The 17,410-nt window shown below is 68.2% G+C and carries 17 protein-coding genes; 10 read left to right on the top strand and 7 right to left on the bottom strand.

The window, feature by feature from the left end; translation table 11 throughout:
- Positions 1–67 precede the first annotated feature (67 nt).
- Entirely contained in the window at positions 68–667 is a 600-nt protein-coding gene (locus QGN30_RS22070) for a peptidoglycan endopeptidase (RefSeq protein ID WP_416366873.1), read from the top strand.
- A gap of 362 nt (positions 668–1,029) precedes the next feature.
- Entirely contained in the window at positions 1,030–1,353 is a 324-nt protein-coding gene (locus tag QGN30_RS22065; protein ID WP_009953431.1) for a putative quinol monooxygenase, read from the top strand.
- A 48-nt stretch (positions 1,354–1,401) separates the two neighbouring features.
- On the opposite strand, the gene QGN30_RS22060 is transcribed toward QGN30_RS22065, so the two are convergent.
- Positions 1,402–2,085 (bottom strand): hypothetical protein, encoded by a 684-nt coding sequence (locus tag QGN30_RS22060; protein ID WP_014384004.1) that lies wholly within the window; start codon positions 2,083–2,085, stop codon positions 1,402–1,404.
- Positions 2,086–2,231: 146 nt separating this feature from the next.
- Between QGN30_RS22060 and QGN30_RS22055 the strand changes: the two genes are divergently transcribed.
- On the top strand, positions 2,232–2,441 hold the full coding sequence (locus QGN30_RS22055; RefSeq protein WP_014381976.1) for a hypothetical protein: 210 nt from the start codon (positions 2,232–2,234) through the stop codon (positions 2,439–2,441).
- Here QGN30_RS22055 and QGN30_RS22050 read toward each other — a convergent pair.
- Complete coding sequence (locus QGN30_RS22050) at positions 2,393–3,226, bottom strand: adenylate/guanylate cyclase domain-containing protein (protein ID WP_009953429.1); 834 nt, start codon at positions 3,224–3,226, stop codon at positions 2,393–2,395. The two genes, QGN30_RS22055 and QGN30_RS22050, sit on opposite strands and share 49 nt — an antisense overlap.
- Positions 3,227–3,348: 122 nt before the next feature.
- Here QGN30_RS22050 and QGN30_RS22045 point away from each other — a divergent pair, with 122 nt between their 5' ends.
- Both QGN30_RS22045 and gnd read left to right on the top strand, forming a co-directional pair.
- Entirely contained in the window at positions 3,349–4,758 is a 1,410-nt protein-coding gene (locus QGN30_RS22045) for a glucose-6-phosphate dehydrogenase (protein WP_014384005.1), read from the top strand.
- A gap of 16 nt (positions 4,759–4,774) precedes the next feature.
- Positions 4,775–5,797, top strand: coding sequence for a phosphogluconate dehydrogenase (NAD(+)-dependent, decarboxylating) (gene gnd, locus QGN30_RS22040; RefSeq protein ID WP_009953426.1), 1,023 nt, complete (start codon positions 4,775–4,777; stop codon positions 5,795–5,797).
- 9 nt (positions 5,798–5,806) lie between these two features.
- Here gnd and QGN30_RS22035 read toward each other — a convergent pair whose 3' ends face one another.
- Positions 5,807–6,670 carry an alpha/beta fold hydrolase gene (locus QGN30_RS22035; RefSeq protein WP_008254400.1) on the bottom strand — a complete coding sequence of 288 codons (864 nt, stop codon included), beginning with the start codon at positions 6,668–6,670 and terminating at the stop codon, positions 5,807–5,809.
- Positions 6,671–6,790: 120 nt separating this feature from the next.
- Between QGN30_RS22035 and QGN30_RS22030 the strand changes: the two genes are divergently transcribed.
- The 3 genes from QGN30_RS22030 to QGN30_RS22020 all read left to right on the top strand — a co-directional run bounded on the left by QGN30_RS22030 (position 6,791) and on the right by QGN30_RS22020 (position 9,571).
- Positions 6,791–7,279, top strand: coding sequence for a VOC family protein (locus QGN30_RS22030; RefSeq protein ID WP_326565582.1), 489 nt, complete (start codon positions 6,791–6,793; stop codon positions 7,277–7,279).
- A gap of 143 nt (positions 7,280–7,422) precedes the next feature.
- Positions 7,423–8,325: an alpha/beta fold hydrolase gene (locus QGN30_RS22025; protein ID WP_008254405.1), complete on the top strand. Its 903-nt coding sequence runs from the start codon at positions 7,423–7,425 to the stop codon at positions 8,323–8,325.
- A 4-nt stretch (positions 8,326–8,329) separates the two neighbouring features.
- A complete protein-coding gene (locus QGN30_RS22020) occupies positions 8,330–9,571 on the top strand; it encodes a WS/DGAT domain-containing protein (RefSeq protein ID WP_248923542.1) in 1,242 nt (413 codons plus the stop codon).
- Here QGN30_RS22020 and QGN30_RS22015 read toward each other — a convergent pair whose 3' ends face one another.
- Together QGN30_RS22015 and QGN30_RS22010 are read right to left on the bottom strand one after the other, a co-directional pair.
- The gene (locus QGN30_RS22015; protein ID WP_008254409.1) at positions 9,572–10,186 is read right to left on the bottom strand and encodes a hypothetical protein; all 615 of its coding nucleotides are present in this window, start codon (positions 10,184–10,186) and stop codon (positions 9,572–9,574) included.
- Positions 10,183–11,760: a pyruvate, phosphate dikinase gene (locus tag QGN30_RS22010; protein ID WP_008254411.1), complete on the bottom strand. Its 1,578-nt coding sequence runs from the start codon at positions 11,758–11,760 to the stop codon at positions 10,183–10,185. The genes QGN30_RS22015 and QGN30_RS22010 overlap by 4 nt, the downstream gene beginning before the upstream one ends.
- Positions 11,761–11,973: 213 nt before the next feature.
- Here QGN30_RS22010 and QGN30_RS22005 point away from each other — a divergent pair, with 213 nt between their 5' ends.
- Entirely contained in the window at positions 11,974–12,495 is a 522-nt protein-coding gene (locus tag QGN30_RS22005; RefSeq protein ID WP_008254413.1) for a DoxX family protein, read from the top strand.
- Between the two features lie 61 nt (positions 12,496–12,556).
- Here QGN30_RS22005 and QGN30_RS22000 read toward each other — a convergent pair whose 3' ends face one another.
- Both QGN30_RS22000 and QGN30_RS21995 read right to left on the bottom strand, forming a co-directional pair.
- Positions 12,557–13,936 (bottom strand): flavin monoamine oxidase family protein, encoded by a 1,380-nt coding sequence (locus tag QGN30_RS22000; RefSeq protein ID WP_051473048.1) that lies wholly within the window; start codon positions 13,934–13,936, stop codon positions 12,557–12,559.
- A gap of 1,100 nt (positions 13,937–15,036) precedes the next feature.
- Positions 15,037–16,533, bottom strand: coding sequence for a potassium/proton antiporter (locus tag QGN30_RS21995; RefSeq protein WP_026071435.1), 1,497 nt, complete (start codon positions 16,531–16,533; stop codon positions 15,037–15,039).
- A 121-nt stretch (positions 16,534–16,654) separates the two neighbouring features.
- On the opposite strand from QGN30_RS21995, the gene QGN30_RS21990 reads away from it, so the two are divergent.
- Positions 16,655–17,377, top strand: coding sequence for a potassium channel family protein (locus tag QGN30_RS21990; RefSeq protein ID WP_009957546.1), 723 nt, complete (start codon positions 16,655–16,657; stop codon positions 17,375–17,377).
- The last annotated feature ends 33 nt before the right edge of the window (positions 17,378–17,410 follow it).

Here is a 17,410-nt window from a genome sequence, read left to right as displayed (position 1 = left end):
TTAGCTGCGGCACAGGTCATTGCTGGTTTACCGAATGACGTGCGCCACAAATTTTGGTTGGCAATATATGTTATTGCTAGCCTCGCTGCCCATGGTCGTTATTGCTACATTGATGTCGTTGATCAATCAGGTTTCCGGCACGCCGTATATCGCGGGCGGAGATTCTCCCGCCGGGACCGATTGTTCGGGACTCGCTTCGTGGATTGCGAATGCCGCAACCGATAGGCCAGTTTTTGGGGATCGATTTAATACCGGAAACGAAGAAGCGGCGTTGCTGGCGCGAGGGTTCCAATACGGGACCGCGCCCAACGCCTTGGTCATCGGATGGAACGGTGGCCACACCGCGGTGACGCTGCCCGACGGGACGTCGGTGGCCAGCGGTGAGCGCGGCGGCGTCCACGTGGGCGGCCCCGGCGCCTACCAGGCCGGATTCACGCACCACATGTTCCTTCCGATGGAGTTGGAGGACGCGTTGCCGCCGCCGCCGGACGCCGCTTTGCCGCCGGACGCGTTGCCGCCGCCGCCCGACGCCCCTCCGCCGGCGGACGCTTTGCCGCCTCCGCCCGACGCTGCTGCGCCGGCGGACGCGCCCGCGCCCCCGCCGGAAGAGCCCGCTGTTTTGATCGACGCTGCGGCGCCGCCGATGGACGCCCCGCCGGCACTTTAATTGTATTTGTCCGACAGCGCGGTAATTGCGGATTCATAACAAATGAAATGCGTGCCGTCGGCCATTTATCGGTTCTTTCCGACGATTGGCGGCGGCCATCCCGACGGGCCGGCACAATAGTGAAATGACACGATCACCGAGTCTTGTGTGAGCTACGACACTGCCTTCGGAAAAGTGGCGGAAGTGCGCGCCGCGGCGAAAGTTTCTCCTGGGTTGCTTGTGACTCGTGAGAACACTTTGCTGCTGGCGTAGCTGACCGAATACGCGCCCGACACCCCGCCGCGGCAGTGCCCGCCGCCAGATAGGCTGGCGCTGCCTGCGGTGCGGGCACACCGAAATCGGCGAACCGAGGCGGGGCCGCAATGATCTTCATCGTCGTCAAGTTCGAAACCAAACCCGAGTGGACGGATCGGTGGCCTGAACTCGTCGCCGCGTTCACGGCGGCGACTCGTGCCGAGGAGGGCAACCTGTGGTTCGAGTGGTCGCGCAGCCTGGACAACCCGGCGGAGTACGTCCTGGTGGAAGCGTTCCGCGACGATGAGGCGGGCGGTGTCCACGTCAACAGCGATCACTTCAAGCGGGCCATGCACGAACTTCCGCAGGCGTTGAAGTCGACGCCGAAGATCATCAACCAGACGCTCGATGCCACTGGGTGGTCCGAGATGGGCGAGATGTCGGTCGGCTAGCCGCCGGCCACGGATGTCGGCGGCCGGCCAGACACCCTTCCCCCCAAGCTAGCCGGCCACCACGATCTCGATTTCGTCGCCCAGCGCGTATCCCGGTGTGAGCGGCAGGCTCTCACCGCTCCAGAACGAGCCGGGGTCAAACCAGTTCGAGTACTTCTCCGTGGCCATCAAACCCATTTCCTCGTAGGTGATGGCCACCGTTTCCGCGCAGTAGGCGGCCTCCAGGCCGAGGCGCTGGCGCTCCTTGCGCCGCAGCGTCGACTCTCGAACTTTCCTGTCCACGACCGGGATTCCGCGCGCCCAGTCGTACGCGTTCGGCAGGCGGCCGCGCAACCACCGGCCGGTCAGGCGCATGGTGGTCGGAAACGCGGTGCCGTCCATGCGGGCGATGACGCGCAGCAGCTTGTTCTCTTGCTCGCGGTTGGCCGGCGGCGTCAGCTGGCGCAGCCAGCACCGCTGGTGGTAGCGCTGGGTCCACTGCAAGACGGACTGCTGCAGATCGTTGAGTTGCACGCCGCGGTGGTTCGTCCCCGTCCACAGGTCGGCGAGCTTGTCACCCAGTTCGGCGTGCCAGATCAGCGGCGGCAAGTCGTCGATGGCCACCGTCATTCCCACGTGGTTCACCGGGGCGTTCGTCAAGGTCTGGATGGCACGGTCGGGTCCCGAACCGCCGCGAAACAGCCAAAGATCGCCCGTACGGGTCTCCTCGAGCGCTTGGTTCAAGGTGAGCATGGTTGTGTAAGCCCGTTCGCCGCTGCGGCTTTCGCCGGTCTCCTCGTCTCCTGAGCCCGCCTGCGCGTCGCGGTGCCGTGCCTCGCGGGCACACCAGTCAATCACAACCAGCGCGCGACGACGGGGACTACGCATAGCCTGGTCTCATGCGCAGTGTGTGGAAGTGGCTGGGACTGGCCGGTGCCGCCGGCGTCGTCGCCGGGGGCGTGCTGGTGGCTCGCGACCAGCGCAAGCGGCGCGCCTACACCGCCGACGAGGTCCGCAATCGGTTGCATCAGCGGTTGGCCGAATACGAAGGGGGAGGCCTTCAGTCCGGGCCGGGATCGGCCGAGGGCTCAACGGCGAACAACCGATAGCTGCCCGAAAAACCCTTCAGCTCGACGTCGCGGCCGCCGTCGAAACGGATGCCCTCGGACTCCGAAAGCGCGTCCCGCACCGGCTGACTCACCAAGATCTCGCCACCGGCGGCTTGTGCCGCGACCCGCGCCGCCATGGCGACATTGCGGCCGAACAAGTCATCGCCGCGGCGCACCGACCGTCCCATATGGATGCCGATCCGAACGCGAATCTCCTCGTGCCGCTTGCGGTTTGCATCCCTGCGCAACGCGCGTTGCAGGTCGATCCCGCAGCGCACCGCCTCTTCGGCGCGCGCGAAGGCGATCATGAATCCGTCGCCCTGACTCTTCACCACGTGCCCGGACCGCCGCTGCACCAGATCCGAGACCAGCTTGTCGTGCGAGCTGATCAGTTTGACCCACGCCCGGTCCCCGATGCGCTCGTTCAGCGCGGTGGACTCCTCGATGTCGGAGAACAGGATCACCACCCGGCCGTCCGGCGTGACCCGCGCGAGGTCGGGCCGTTCGACCTCGGCCCAGTCCGCGAGGTCTTCGATCGAGCTGCGCACCGCCGCCCCGAAGCCCTCCTTGCGCACCAGGTTGGCGGTGTTCCACACCGTCTTCACGGCTTCGCGGCCGCCCGACAGCAACCAGCTGCGGGCGTCGTTTCGCTGGCGCAGCTCGTCGAGCTCGCGCTGACTGCGCGCGAGCAGCTGCCACAGCACCACCAACCCGATGGCCTCGATCGCAGCAAACCCGGCCAGAATGTAGACCGAGACATGCAGCGCGTCACCCATGCCGGTCATCCTTGCAAGGCCGCGGTCCGGCTAGGTTGTCGGCCCTGTGAGCAGTGTCTAGGGTTGAGGCCGCCGGCCGCGGGTAGTGATCTCAGGGGCGTCCCATCAGGTGACTTTCGGGAGGAGCGGTTTTGGCCGACGGCGACGGTGATTCATCCGACCTGCTGGTGATCTTCGGAATCACCGGCGACCTGGCGCGCAAGATGACGTTTCGCGCCCTGTATCGCCTCGAGCGTCGCGACGAGCTACACCACCCGATCATCGGCGTGGCCAGCGACGACATCACCACCGAGCAGCTGCTGGACCGGGCGCGCGACGCCATCCAGAAATCCGGCGAGAAGTTCGACGACGCGGTGTTCGACCGGCTGGCCGGCCGGATCTCCTACTTGCACGGCGACGTCACCGATGCCGATCTCTACAAGCAGCTCGCCAAGGAGATCGATTCGGACGCGCATCCGCTCTACTACCTCGAGATGCCGCCGGCGCTGTTCGCGCCCATCGTGGAGAACCTGGCGAAGGCCGACCTGCTGGAGCGGGCGCGGGTGGCGATCGAGAAGCCGTTCGGCCACGACCTGGAGTCGGCGCGCGACCTCAACGCCCGGCTGCGCGCGGTGCTCGACGAAGACCAAATCCTGCGCGTGGACCACTTTTTGGGCAAACAACCCGTCGAAGAACTGCAGTACCTGCGCTTCGCCAACAACGGCCTGGCGAAGCTGTGGGACCGCGAGAGCATCTCCGAGATCCACATCACCATGGCCGAGGACTTCGGGATCGAGGACCGCGGCAAGTTCTACGACGCGGTGGGAGCGCTGCGCGACGTCGTGCAAAACCATCTGCTGCAGGTGCTGGCGCTGGTCGCCATGGAGCCCCCGGTGGGCGCCGGCGCCGACGACCTCAACGACAAGAAGGCCGAGGTTTTCCGGGCCATGCCCGCGCTGGACCCGGAGCGCTGCGTGCGTGGGCAGTACCGCGGTTATACCGAAGTCGCCGGCGTGGCAAAGGATTCCACCACCGAGACCTACGTCGCGCTGCGCACCGAGATCGACAACTGGCGCTGGGCCGGCGTGCCGATCTTCCTGCGCGCCGGCAAGGCGCTGCCGGAAAAGGTCACCGAGGTCCGGATGTTCCTGCACCATGTCCCCGGGTTTTCGTTCCTGCCCAACCGTCGCCCACCCGATCCCAACCAGATCGTGCTGCGCATCGACCCCGACCCCGGGATGCGGCTGCAGCTGTCCGCTCAGGTCGGCGATTCGTGGCACGACGTTCACCTGGACTCGTCGTTCGCCGAGGATCTCGGCGAGCCGGTACGCCCCTACGAACGGCTGCTCTACGCCGCGTTCAACGGAGATCGCCAGCTGTTCGCCCGCGAGGACGCCATCGAAGAGACGTGGCGGATCGTGCAGCCGTTGCTGGACAAGCCGGGTCGAATCCACCACTACGACCAAGGCTCCTGGGGGCCGGAGGCCGCCGAAGCGCTGGTGCGTGGCCACCACGCCTGGCAGGAGCCGTGGCTGCCGCGCAGCACGGCCACGAAACAGTAAGGAGACCAGGGACAGCATGCAGCTTGGGATGATCGGCCTCGGCCGGATGGGCGCCAACATCGTCCGACGCGTGGTCGCGGGAGGACATGAATGCGTGGTGTACGACCACAACCCCGACGCGGTGGAGGCGATGGCGGGGGAGGACAAGACCACCGGGGTGTCCTCGCTGCAAGAGCTCGCCGAGAAGATGACCGCGCCGCGCGTCGTATGGGTGATGGTGCCGGCCGGGACGATCACCACCGGGGTGATCGACGAACTGGCCGAGACACTCGAGTCCGGCGACATCGTCATCGACGGCGGGAACTCCTACTACCGCGACGACATCAGCCACGCAAAGACGCTGTCGGAGAAGGGCATTCACTTCCTGGACTGCGGCACCAGCGGCGGGGTGTGGGGCCGCGAACGTGGATACTGCCTGATGGTCGGCGGCGACGACGAAGCGTTCGCGCGCGCCGAGCCGATCTTCGCCACCGTCGCGCCGGGCGTCGACGCGGCACCGCGCACACCGGGCCGCGACGGCGAGGTCGCGACGTCGGAGCAGGGGTACTTGCATTGCGGGCCGGCCGGCGCCGGGCACTTCGTGAAGATGGTGCACAACGGCATCGAGTACGGCATGATGGCCTCGCTCGCCGAGGGGCTGAACATTTTGCGCAACGCCGACATCGGCAAGCACGTCCAGGAAGGTGACGCGGAAACGGCGCCGCTGTCGAATCCGGAGTTCTACCAGTACGACTTCGACATCCCCGAGGTCGCCGAGGTGTGGCGGCGCGGCAGCGTCATCGGGTCCTGGCTCTTGGATCTGACGGCGATCGCCCTGCACGAATCCCCGGAGCTGAAGGAATTCTCCGGGCGCGTCTCGGACTCCGGAGAGGGACGGTGGACGTCCATCGCCGCGATCGACGAGGGAGTCCCCTCGCCGGTGCTGACCACCGCGTTGCAGTCGCGCTTCGCCTCGCGTTCGCTCGACGACTTCGCCAACAAGGCGCTTTCGGCGATGCGTAAGCAATTCGGCGGGCACGCGGAGAAGCCGGCGAACTGACCGAACTGGTCAGTGGCGTTGGACGAATTTCACCACGGCGTCGCTGAACGCGTCGTTGTCGTCGCCGGCCGCGGTGTGCCCGGCGTTGGACAGCTCGACGAACTCCGCGCGCGGCACGGTGGCCAGGAAGTGCCGAACGCCCTCGGGGCTCACCACGTCGGAGAGCTTGCCGCGGATCAGCAGGACGGGAATCCTCAGGTTCTTGGCGGCCTGCTCGAAGCTCTCGGTGCGCAGTTCGGGATCGTCGCCGGGCTTGGTCATGAACGCCGGGTCCCAGTGCCAGTACCAGCGGCCGTCGCGCAGGCGCAGGTTCTTCTTCAGCCCCTCGGGGCTGCGGGGCTTGCTGCGGTAGGGCAGGTAGGCGGCGACGGCGTCGGCCGCTTCCTCCAGCGACTCGAACCCCTCGAGGCCGCTGAACATGAAATCGCGGATGCGGGCGCTGCCGCCCTTCTCGAAGCGGGGCACCACGTCGACCAGCACCAAGCGGGTCACCTTCGCCGGGCCGGCCCGGTGCGCGGCGAGGATGCCGGTCAACCCGCCCATGCTCGCCCCGATGATCGTCACCGGCCGCCCGATCGCGTCCAGCACCCGAAGGACGTCGGTCGTCAACGTCTCGATCTCGTAGTCGGCATCGGGTGAGCGATCGCTGTCACCGTGCCCGCGGGAGTCCAGGGCCACCACATGCAAACCCTCGTCGGCCAGCCTCTGACCGGTGTTCTTCCACGAAAACCGGTTCTGGCCGCCCCCGTGCAGCATCAGAATGCTCGGCCGGCCGGCGGCATCGGTGCCCCGATTCCATTCGTCGGCGATCAGGGTGATGCCCTTGGCGCCGGCAAACTCAACCGTCTGGGGGCTGCTGCTGACGGTGCTCATGCGTCCTGACGTTACATAGGTCGCATAAGCACTCTTGCGCGGGTCGACGGCGCGATGACTTTCCGTGTTCGCGGGGGTCTGTCTGTCGAACCCCCACGAGCGACCCAGGAGGCCATGCACATGCCATCGATCACCCCGTCGTTATGGTTCGACGACAAACTGGAGGAAGCCGCCGGCTTCTACACCTCGGTGTTCCCGAACTCCCACATCGAGGGGCTCAACCGGACCACCGACGCCGGACCTGGGGAGCCCGGCACCATCCTGTCCGGCAGCTTCGTGCTCGACGGCGCCCGGTTCATCGGGATCAACGGCGGTCCGCACTTCCAGTTCAGCGAGGCGGTCTCCTTCACGGTCCACTGCAAGGACCAGGACGAGGTCGACTACTACTGGGACCGGTTGACCGACGGCGGCGAGGAATCGCAATGCGGCTGGCTCAAAGACCGCTTCGGCCTGAGCTGGCAAATCGTCCCCGATCGGCTCTACGAATTGATCGGCGATCCCGATCGCGGCCGGGCCGCGGCCGCCACCCAGGCGATGTACGGCATGCGCAAGATCATCATCGCCGAGCTGGAACGGGCCGCGGAGGCGTCCGGCGACCCCGCGCGGTGATGACTCACTCTGACCGCGAAACCCCCTGAGGCGGGCCATATTTGACGAATATCCCGCGCCGGTCGGTGCATCGCGGAGTCCCACGGGTTAGGTTTGTCCGTGCGGACGCGCCGAACAGGAGTGGATATGGCGGACAACGCGAGATGACCGAGCCGCGGTGGATCGACGTGCCGGGGCCGCCCGGGGATCTCAAGGCGCTGACCTGGGGACCCGCCGACGGTCCGATCGCCCTATGCCTGCACGGCTTTCCCGACACGGCCTACGGCTGGCGCAAGATGGCCCCGCTCCTCGCGGCGGCGGGCTGGCGGGTCATCGCGCCGTTCATGCGCGGATACGCGCCCTCGTCGATTCCCGAGGACGGCAGCTATCACGTCGGGGCGATCATGGACGACGCCCTGCGCGTGCGGGCGGCCGCGGGAGGAACCGACCGCGACGTGGTGATCGGTCACGACTGGGGTGCGCTGGCGGCCACCGGCCTGGCCGCGATGCCCAACAGCCCGTTCACCAAAGCCGTGATCATGTCGGTGCCGGTCTCGGCCGCGTTCCGGGGGCAGGTGAGCGAGCGGGGCCGGCTGGCCCGTCAGCTGCCGCGCCAGTTGTTGCGCAGCTGGTACATGTTTTATTTCCAATTGCCTTTGCTGCCAGAGCGTTCCGCGCGCTGGATCTTGCCGCTGCTGTGGCGGCGATGGTCGCCGGGCTATCGCGGTGCCGACGAGGATCTGCGGCACGTCGACGCCGCGATCGGCACACCGGAAAGTTGGCGCGCGGCCCTGGGGACCTACCGGGCCACCCTGCGCAACACCAAGCCCCCGCAGCGGTACGCCGAGCTGAACGAGCGCTGGACCGAGGCGCCCATCCTGCCGAGCTTGTATCTGCACGGCCTCGACGACGGTTGCATGACTCCGGCTTTCGCGCACTGGACGGAAAAAGTGCTGCCGCCCGGAAGCGACGTGGCCATCATCGATCACGCCGGGCATTTCCTGCAGCTCGAACAGCCCGAGAAGGTGGCCGAGCGGGTGCTTGCGTTCGTCGGCCCACCCGGCTGACGCGATGACTGCGCGCCGGATGGCGGCCGTCGATGCGCAGTTCTACTGGATGTCGGCGAAAATCCCCAGCGACGAGTTCCTGCTGTACGCCTTCGCCGGCGAGCCCGCCGACCTCGGCCGTGCCGTCGAACAGGTTCGCCGCCGGGCGAATGGTTGCCCCGCCCTGTCGGTGCGGGTCCACGACCGGTCCTTACTGAGGTATCCGCAGTGGGTTCCCGCTCGGGTGGTGTCGGAGCAGATCGTGCGCCACGAGCTCGTCGAGCGCAGCTGGGGTGCGTGCCTGGAAGCGGTCGCCGGCCTCGCCAACAGCCAGCTGGACGTTCGCCGGATGCCCTGGCGGGTGCACCTGTTCACGCCGGTGGACGGCATCCCGGGCGTCGACGGCCCGGGCGCGGTCGCGGTCGTGCAGCTCGCGCATGCGCTGGCAGACGGGGGCCGCGGTGCGGCGATGGCGGCCTGGCTGTTCGGCCGGGACGTTCCGGTGCCCGAGGTGCGACGGTTGCCGGCGGGGTTCCTGCCGTGGCGGGCCGTGCAGGCGGCCCGCGCCGACCGCCGCCGGGTCCGCGATATCCGCGCGGGCGTGCTGACGCCCGGTGCCGGGCCCCGCCCGCTGTTGCCGACGAATGCCCGCCCGAACGGTGCGCGCTCGGTGCGCACGCTGGTGCGTCCCCGCGCGCAGCTTCGTGGGCCCACGGTGACCGTCGGGGCTCTCGCCGCCGTGTCGACCGCGCTGTATCGACTGCTGGGACGGGGATCCGAGACGTTAGGGGCCGAAGTCCCGATGGCCAAACCCGGTGTGCCTCATGCCAATAACCACTTCGGGAACGTGGTCGTCGGGCTGTACCCAGAGCTTGATCTGGATGCGCGGCTGCGGCGGATCGCGGCCGAGTTGGCCGATGGCCGGCGCCGGTTCGAGCATCCGGCCACGCGGACCGCGGACCGGGCCTTCGCCGCGGTGCCCGCACCGCTGTTGCGTTGGGGGATCAACCAGTTCGACCTCGACCAGCGTCCGAGGCAGGTGGCCGGCAACACCGTGGTGTCCAGCGTTTACCGCGGCGCCGCCGACCTGAGTTTCGGCGGCGCCCCGGTGGTGCTGACGGCCGGATATCCGGCGCTGTCGCCGATGATGGGTCTGACGCACGGCGTGCACGGCATCGGCGACACCATCGCGATCAGCGTGCACGCGGCGGCCTCGGCCATTCCCGATATCGACGCCTACACGGCGCTGCTCGACGAGGCCCTTTAGCTATTGCGCGTCGCCGGATCTGGCCGCTTCCTCGCGGGTCAGGCCGACGGCGACGATGAGTTCTTCGTGCAGCTCGAACCACACCGTGTGGTAGGAGTCGACCAGCGGCCTGGCCAGCCAGGAGGTCTCCCCGGCCTTGATTTTGTCCAATGCCGCAGCAAGTTTCGTCGCGTAGGCATTGAGTCGGGGCAGTTGGGCCGCGGCGGCCTCGACGATCGGCACGGCGCGGGCGTGCACGTCGTCGAGGCGGGCGAGCACGGCGGCGTCGTACTCGGCGTCGTCGTGGGTGTTGGGAACGCCGCCGGGGCCTCCCCTGAGCTGCCAATCCGTCACGAGGCGCTTGAAGTCGGCGTTGACGGCGCGAAAGTCGTGGTACACGGCGGCCATCGCGCCCGCATCGATGCCCTCGCGCTCCTCGGCCAGCAGCGTCGCCAACCGGTCGCTGCCGGCGCGGGTGATCTGCACGGTTGCGCCCTCGGCCAGCAGGCCCGCCGCGGTCAGTTGCTCGACGATGGTAGTGATGTCGCCGGGATCGGCCCCCAATGTCGCGGCCAGATCGGTTCTGCTCACCCGGCCCTTGAGCCGGACCCCTTGCAGCACATCCAGTTCGGTCATGGCGCCGCCCCCGCGGCCAGCCGCAGCGCGGTCAGCATGACGATCAACGGGGTGGCCGAGACCACGTCGGTGTGTCCGCGGTCGATGGCGGCACGCACGGCGGCCTCGGAGTTGTCGTCCAGCCGCGGATGGTCTCCGGTGACGTGGGCGCGCAGCGGGCTGACGCGTCGCGCGATGTCGGCCAGCTCGCGCAGCTCCGGCGAATCGTCTTCCGACCACGCGGACAAGGCCAAAAGGCCTTCGCGCACTTCACCTTCGGCGCCATCGACGGTGATCTGTCTGCCTGCCAGCGACGCCGCCACGCCCTGGCCGCAGCCCACCACCGCCACCCGGCCCAATTCGCGGCTGACCACCGCCGCATGACTGGCGGCGCCACCCACCTCGGTGACGACGCCCTGCGCCGCCAGCATCCCCGACACGTCTTCGGGCCGGGTGTGATCGCGCACCAGGATCACTCGTTCGCCACGGTCGGCGGCACGCAGCGCCTCGTCGACGTCGGTGTATGCCGTGCCCGACGCCACGCCCGGGCAGGCCGGCAGCCCCTTGGCCAAAAGCGGCGCCGCCAAGCGTATTTCGGGCTGAAGCGCGGGAAGCAGTAGGGTCTGCACGTGGGCCGGGGTCACCCGCCGCAGTGTTTCCGCGTCGTCGATGAGTCCCTCGTGCCGCAGCTGCAGCGCCGTGCGCACCGCGGCCTGCGCCGACCGCTCCGCCGCCCGGGTCTGCAGCAACCACAGTTTGCCGCTTTCGACGGTGAACTCGATCTCTTGGACGTCGGCATCCAGCCGCTCGAGGGTGCCGGCGGCGGCGACCAGCTCGTCGTAGACGGCCGCCTGCTCGTCGCGCAGCGCGGTGATCGGTTGCACCTCAACCGATCCCGACACCACGTCGTCGCCCTGGCCGCCGGGGAGCCACTCGCCGAACGGCTCGTTGTCGCCGGTTATCGGATTGCGTGAAATGAATGCCCCGGCACCGGAATTGGGGCCGTAATTCCCGAACACCATGGCCTGGACGACCACGGCGGTGCCGTGCTGATCACCGAAACCGTAGTGGGTGCGGTAGGCGACCGCGCGGGGCGAGTTCCACGAGGCGAACACGGCCTCCACGCCGGCGCGCAATTGAGCGTACGGGTCGGACGGAACGTCGTGCTGCTCACCGCCGCCCACGATGCGGCGGTACATGTCGCAGAACCGCCGGCGGGTGTCGCGGGCGAACGTCGGGTCGCCCGCCGCCAACGCCTGCTCGACGTCGTCGTTGATGCCCAGGTCCAAGATGGTGTCCATCATGCCCGGCATGGACTGGGTGGCGCCCGAGCGCACGCTGACCAGCAGGGGATTCGGTCCCCGTCCGAACGTGCGCGAGGTCTGGGTCTCCAGCCAGCCCATCCGGTCGAGCACGTCGTCCCAGATGGCGTCCATCGTCGCCGCGGGGTCGGCGAGGTACCGCAGCCCCACCGCGGTGGTGATGCAGAAGGCGGGCGGCACCGGCAGCTGGTGGCGGCGCATCGTCTGGATGCCGTGGCCCTTGTTGCCCAGCAGTTCGCGCGGGTGGTTCGATGCGCCGTCCAGTAACACCACGGGATGCTCGGCACGCGTGGCCCCGCTCGACGCATGGCGGTGGGCGCCGCTACCTGATGCGGTGCGAGCCGTGGTGCACCCCCTTTGTGGACTTAGCTACCGATGCCGACGTCGGAACGCCCGCTATGTTCCCACACGTACCAGCGGATAAAGCGCCGTAGCTGCTCGGCGGCTCTTGTCTTGCCACCCGCCCCATGATCTAGGTTTACAGTTATGACTTCATATGACACGTTCCATGACGTCGGAGTACTGATCCTGCGGCTGGTGTTGGGCGTGACGTTGGCCGCGCATGGCTACAACAAGTTCTTCGGCGGCGGCCGCATCCCGGGCACCGCACGGTGGTTCGAGAGCATCGGCATGAAACCCGGAAAGTTTCACGCCACGGTGGCGGCGACCACGGAAATGGCCGCTGGCCTGGGCCTGGCGGCGGGTTTGCTCACCCCCATCCCGGCCGCGGGCTTCGTCTCGCTGATGCTGGTCGCGGCCTGGACCGTGCACCGCGCCAACGGCTTCTTCATCGTCAAGGAGGGCTGGGAATACAACCTGGTGCTGGCCGTCAGCGCGGTCGTCGTGGCCACGCTGGGCGCCGGGAAGTACAGCCTGGACTACCTGGTCTTCGGGAAGAACTGGATGGACGGCTGGCACGGCCTGCTGATCTCGGTGGTGCTCGGCCTGGCCGGTGCCATCGGCCAGCTGGTCATCTTCTACCGGCCGCCGGCCAAGCAAGCCGGCTAGCCCCGGCGCCCCCCGCGCCGAACGTCGAGTTGTTGGGCCGACACGCCGGCGACGCGCGCAACTAGTCGACGCTCGAGGCCGCCACGGTCGCCGTGTCGGCCGCGGTCACCTCGGCCGCGGCGCGCTCCCCGGAGCGGATCGCGCCGTCGACCCACCCGCACATGACGGCCGAGCTCTCGGTGCCGGCCCAGTGGATGCGGCCGCAGGGTTCGCGCAGGGTGTAACCGAATTCGGTCAGCACGCCGGTGGGCGCGTGGCTGATCATGCCGCCGCCGGAATAGCGCTCCACCGTCCAGTTCTGTTCGTGGAATTCGCGGTAATCGTTCGCCTTGCTCCCGAAGCGGTCGACCAGCTCGCCGATGATGACCGCGTGGCGTTCCGCCTCGCCGAGCCTGCCGAGCCGTCGCGCCGCGGGCCCCTCGCTGATGACGCACATGACCCCCGGATTGCCCGTGTCGGTGCAGGCGTCGATGGTCAGCGTCGCCGGGCATCCCGGCGCGGCCGACTGGCCGGACAGCCCGTCGGCCCGCCAGAAGGGCTCGTCATAGACGACCGAGATCTTGACGACCGCGCCGCTCGGCATGCGCTGGTGCAGAAACGCCCGATCCACCGGCAGGGCCGGTTCGTAGGCGATCGACGTGGCGATCGCCAGCGGGATCGCCACGATCACCCGCCGCGCCCGCACCGTCATGCCCTCCGCGCTGACGGTGACGCCGTCGGCGTCCTGCGCGACCTGCCGGACCGGCCGCGACAGGTGCACCGCATCACCGAGCTCGGCGGCGATCTGTCGGTAGATGGCGCCCATGCCGCCGACCGGGCGGGCGTCCTGGGAGCCGCCCTTGCCGGAAATGGCGAACGTCGGGCCGCCGGCCGATCCCGTCTGCAGCAGCGCCCACAGCAACGACGTCTCGGATCCCGCCGAGGTGTACAGGCCGGACAGGGCCATGTCCAGCATTTGCCGGGCCGCCTTGGACAGCGTGTGCTTCTCGATCCACTCGCCCAGGCTGATCCGGTCCCACGCGGCGGCTTGCGTTGCCTCCCAAGGGGCTTCGCGCGGGAGCGTTTTGCACATTCTCTCGAACGACATCAGGGCGAGGCCCAGGTTGGTGACGGCCCACGGGCTCATCGTCCAGGGGATGGTGCCGCCGTAGCGGTGCTTCTTGCCGCCGACGATCATCATCGCGTCGCCGTCGTTGTGCTGCTTGTACTCGGGCACGCCGAACTCGTTCATCAGCGCGTAGATCCGGTCCTGGCCCGGGCCGATCCACGCGCCGCCGCGGTCGATCCACGTCCCGTCCGGGCGGGTCTCGGTGAAGGTGCGCCCACCGACCCGGTCGCGCGCCTCCAGCAAGGCCACCGATCGGCCGGCCCGCTGGAGCCGCAAGGCGGCCGTCAGGCCCGCGAATCCCGCTCCGACCACGCAATAATCGACGTCGGACATGGCCGGCTCCTCACCGTAGTCCCGCCCCAGCAGCAAACTACACCGACGGCGGCGTCCGCGACAGCGAGTTCACCCGGATTTCCGAGACGACGGTGTGGTCGGCGGCTCACGGAACCACGGGCACATGCCGGTTTTCGGCGGGACCGTTGTTGCCGAACTCGCCCGGCGGCGGGGGCGGAGGCACCACCCGTGGCGACCGCTGCCGCCCACACTTGCCTTGACGAGGGAAGCAACCGCAGTTTAGGCCGATGATGCAGCCAGTGAATCCCGCACCGCCAGCACGACTTTCGGGCGAAGCCGGAAGCGGTTGTGCCGGCGCCCCGCCGAACGAAGCGGCCGTCGTGGTGATCGACGGGCCCGCCGACGTCGCGACGACGCCGTCGTCGCATCCGACCGCCGAGACAAGCAGCGCGGCACCACCGAGAATTGTGAGGGTCTTCGCGACCAAGAATGTGGACAAAATTTCTCCCTGAAATACAGGTCCCGCGCGTACACCCGCCGATTGAGAGAGGTGTGCGGTGGCGCGTGAGCAGCAGGAGTTAACGTCGATGCGTCTGAGCGGCCGTCGCGCATGGCATGACGGCCGGTCCTGGCCGATCAGCGTCTGGAGACGCAGAGCCGGGTCAAAAGATCTTGGGCGCCAAGGGAAGTGCCGGTTGTACACGGGTCGACGCCGTCGGCTCGCCAACTCGACATGGATGAAGCCGGCGACGGTGACCACGGCGGCGCCGGCGTCCAGCGCGGCGAATTCGCTTGCCGGCCATGAGGTGCGGCCGCGGTCGCGGGAGGCTTGTGGTACTCGGCGGACAAACCCTGGTCAGGAGCCGGGTGGTCGTCGTGGCCAATAGCGGCGACCACCGGATGCGGGGCCGCGGACGCGGGAGGCCCGGAGCCCGCTGACTCCGAGCGCGACGGGCCGGATCCGACGACCGCGGCTAGCAACACCACCATGGCGGCGATCGCAATGACCGGGGGCGACCGTCGCGGTCTGGTTCCGTCGTTGAACCACACAATGATTCGATTCTAGCGACGGCGCGCTGGGCGCCGCCGAAACTCTGGCCGATCTCATATGTGCCGACCGTGGCCATACAGGCGGCAGATCAGTCCGGTTCGCCGTACTCGTCGAACCAGTACGCCAGTTTGCCGCGGCGACTCACCGCGCGGAGCCTACGCTCGGTGGGGGCGCGCGTCTTGGGTGTCGTGACGATCAGCAGCTCATCGCCGGCTTGGATGCGGGTGTGGGGCTGGGGGACGAAGGTACGGCCTTTCCGGATGATGAGCGTGATGACGGCCGGGTCGGGTAGCCGCAACTCGAGCACCGAGACATTGTGCAGCCGCGACGGTGGCGACACCGTCATCGTCAACAGTTCGGCCTCCAACACGTCCAGCGGCGCCGCTTCCACCTGGATCTCCCTCGTGGCTTCACGCGAGATCAGCCCGATCCTGTGCGCCAGCAGGCTCAATCCGGGGCCCTGGATCAGGGTGAAGACCACGACCAAAATGAACACGATGTTGAGCAGCCGGTAGCTGTCCGCGACCCCTTCGACGATGGGAAACGTCGCCAGCACGATGGGGACCGCGCCGCGCAACCCGGCCCACGAGAGGAACACCTGCTCGCGCCAAGGTACCCGAAACGGGGCCAGGGAGATCAAGACCGAGAGCGGCCGACCGAGCAACAGCAACACCGCGCCTACGACGATCGCCGGGATCAGTTCGCTGCCCAATTGGCTCGGGCTCACCAACAGGCCGAGGAGCACGAACAGCCCGATCTGAGCCAGCCAGCCGAGCCCCTCCGCGAAGGACCGGGTCGCCGAGCGATGGGGCAACCCGGAGTTCGCCAATATCACCGCCGACAGATACGCGGCGATGAACCCGCTGGCGTGGGCGCTGGCGGCCGCGGCGAACGCCACCATGCCCAGCGCAAATGTCGCCAACGGATAGAGGCCGGAGGCCGGCAGCGCCGCCCGTCGCATCGCGAAGGCGCCCAGCACGCCGCTGAACAGGCCGACCGCGACGCCGACGACCAGCTCGTACACCACGCCAGTCGCGGCGGTTCCCGGCGCCAGCGTCATGGGGGTCGTGCTGAACATGAGCACGAGAATCGCGGCGGGCGCGTCGTTGAATCCGGACTCGGCCTCGAGAAGACCGGCGAGGCGCCTGGGCAGCGGTAGGACGCGCAGGACCGAGAACACCGCGGCGGCATCGGTGGGCGAAACGATCGCCCCGAGCAACAACGAGAGCTGCCAGTTGATGCCGAGCAGCAGGTGCGCGCCCGCGGCGGTGATCACCATGCTGATGCCCACCCCGAGGGTGGCCAGCACACCCGCGGGTGCCAGCAGCTTGCGGATGTCGGCGAACCGCGTCGTCAATCCGCCTTCGACCAGAATGACGGCCAGCGCCGTGGTGCCGAGGTCGCTGGCGAGCTGGACGTCGTTGAATTCCAGCCCCAGCCCGTCGTTGCCGAGGGCCACGCCGACCGCGAGGAACAGCAGCAGGCTGGGCAACCCCACTTTGGCGGCCGCCCGGGTGGCGACGATGCTGGCCAGCAGCACGAGGCCCCCGACCAGCAGCGTCACGTACAGCTGCTGCAAGGTCATGTTGTTCATCGCCGTTCGGTCGCGGCTCAGGCCAGCGAAGTCGGGTTGTGTGCAAGTGAATCACTAGTAACACTAATGACTAGCTGGGGTACACGCCGACCAGCCGTCAGGAGAGTGGATAGTGCGCATCGGGATCGCCGGCGCGGGCGCGGTCGGTCGTTCGGTCGCACTCGAGCTACTCGAGGCCGGTCACCGCGTCTTGCTGATCGAGCGCAACGTCGACCATTACGTACCGCAGACGGTGCCCGACGCGGAGTGGTTACTCGCCGACGCGTGTGAGCTGGCGTCGCTCCAAGAGTCGGGACTGCAGCTGTGCGATGTCGTCATCGCGGCAACCGGCGACGACAAGGTGAACCTCGCGGCGGCGTTGTTGGCCAAGGCCGAGTTCGGGGTCGCCCGAGTGGTGGCGCGCGTCAACGACTTGAGAAACGAGTGGCTGTTCACCGAGGCGTGGGGCATCGACGTGGCGGTCTCCACGCCCCGCGCCATGGTGGCCGGGGTCGAGGGGGCCATCGACGTCGGCCACCTCGTGCAGCTGATGGGGCTCGCGCGCGGTCAGGTCGGCCTGTCGAAACTGACACTGCCGGTGGACAACCCGCTTGTCGGCCGCCGGATCAGTGACCTGCCGCTGCCGGATAACGCCGCGTTGATCACCGTGCTGCGCGCCGGCAGCGTCATCTTGCCGCAGCCCGACGACGTGCTCGAGGCCGGCGACGAAATGTTGTTCGTCGCAGGCAGTGCCGCCGAGAATCAGGTCCGCGCCCTCATCGTCCAGGGTGCCCCGGCCCGGGCGGCGCGCCGGCGTGAAATACCGGCCGGCCCGGTGAGAAACTTGCCCGCCTAGTTCGGGCCCAACGCGTGCCACCTACCTAGAACA

Origin of the sequence: Mycobacterium sp. 3-98 (genome assembly GCF_035918355.1) — a bacterium.
In the GTDB taxonomy this organism is placed as follows: Bacteria; Actinomycetota; Actinomycetes; order Mycobacteriales; family Mycobacteriaceae; genus Mycobacterium; species Mycobacterium intracellulare.
This window is presented reverse-complemented; position numbering and strand designations above follow the sequence as displayed.

Coding starts and splice junctions, on each gene's coding strand:
- QGN30_RS22070 (WP_416366873.1), top strand. CDS start 68: ATGTTATTGCTAGCCTCGCTGCCCATGGTCGTTATTGCTACATTGATG.
- QGN30_RS22065 (WP_009953431.1), top strand. CDS start 1,030: ATGATCTTCATCGTCGTCAAGTTCGAAACCAAACCCGAGTGGACGGAT.
- QGN30_RS22060 (WP_014384004.1), bottom strand. CDS start 2,085: ATGCTCACCTTGAACCAAGCGCTCGAGGAGACCCGTACGGGCGATCTT.
- QGN30_RS22055 (WP_014381976.1), top strand. CDS start 2,232: ATGCGCAGTGTGTGGAAGTGGCTGGGACTGGCCGGTGCCGCCGGCGTC.
- QGN30_RS22050 (WP_009953429.1), bottom strand. CDS start 3,226: ATGACCGGCATGGGTGACGCGCTGCATGTCTCGGTCTACATTCTGGCC.
- gnd (WP_009953426.1), top strand. CDS start 4,775: ATGCAGCTTGGGATGATCGGCCTCGGCCGGATGGGCGCCAACATCGTC.
- QGN30_RS22035 (WP_008254400.1), bottom strand. CDS start 6,670: ATGAGCACCGTCAGCAGCAGCCCCCAGACGGTTGAGTTTGCCGGCGCC.
- QGN30_RS22030 (WP_326565582.1), top strand. CDS start 6,791: ATGCCATCGATCACCCCGTCGTTATGGTTCGACGACAAACTGGAGGAA.
- QGN30_RS22025 (WP_008254405.1), top strand. CDS start 7,423: ATGACCGAGCCGCGGTGGATCGACGTGCCGGGGCCGCCCGGGGATCTC.
- QGN30_RS22020 (WP_248923542.1), top strand. CDS start 8,330: ATGACTGCGCGCCGGATGGCGGCCGTCGATGCGCAGTTCTACTGGATG.
- QGN30_RS22015 (WP_008254409.1), bottom strand. CDS start 10,186: ATGACCGAACTGGATGTGCTGCAAGGGGTCCGGCTCAAGGGCCGGGTG.
- QGN30_RS22005 (WP_008254413.1), top strand. CDS start 11,974: ATGACTTCATATGACACGTTCCATGACGTCGGAGTACTGATCCTGCGG.
- QGN30_RS22000 (WP_051473048.1), bottom strand. CDS start 13,936: ATGTCCGACGTCGATTATTGCGTGGTCGGAGCGGGATTCGCGGGCCTG.
- QGN30_RS21995 (WP_026071435.1), bottom strand. CDS start 16,533: ATGACCTTGCAGCAGCTGTACGTGACGCTGCTGGTCGGGGGCCTCGTG.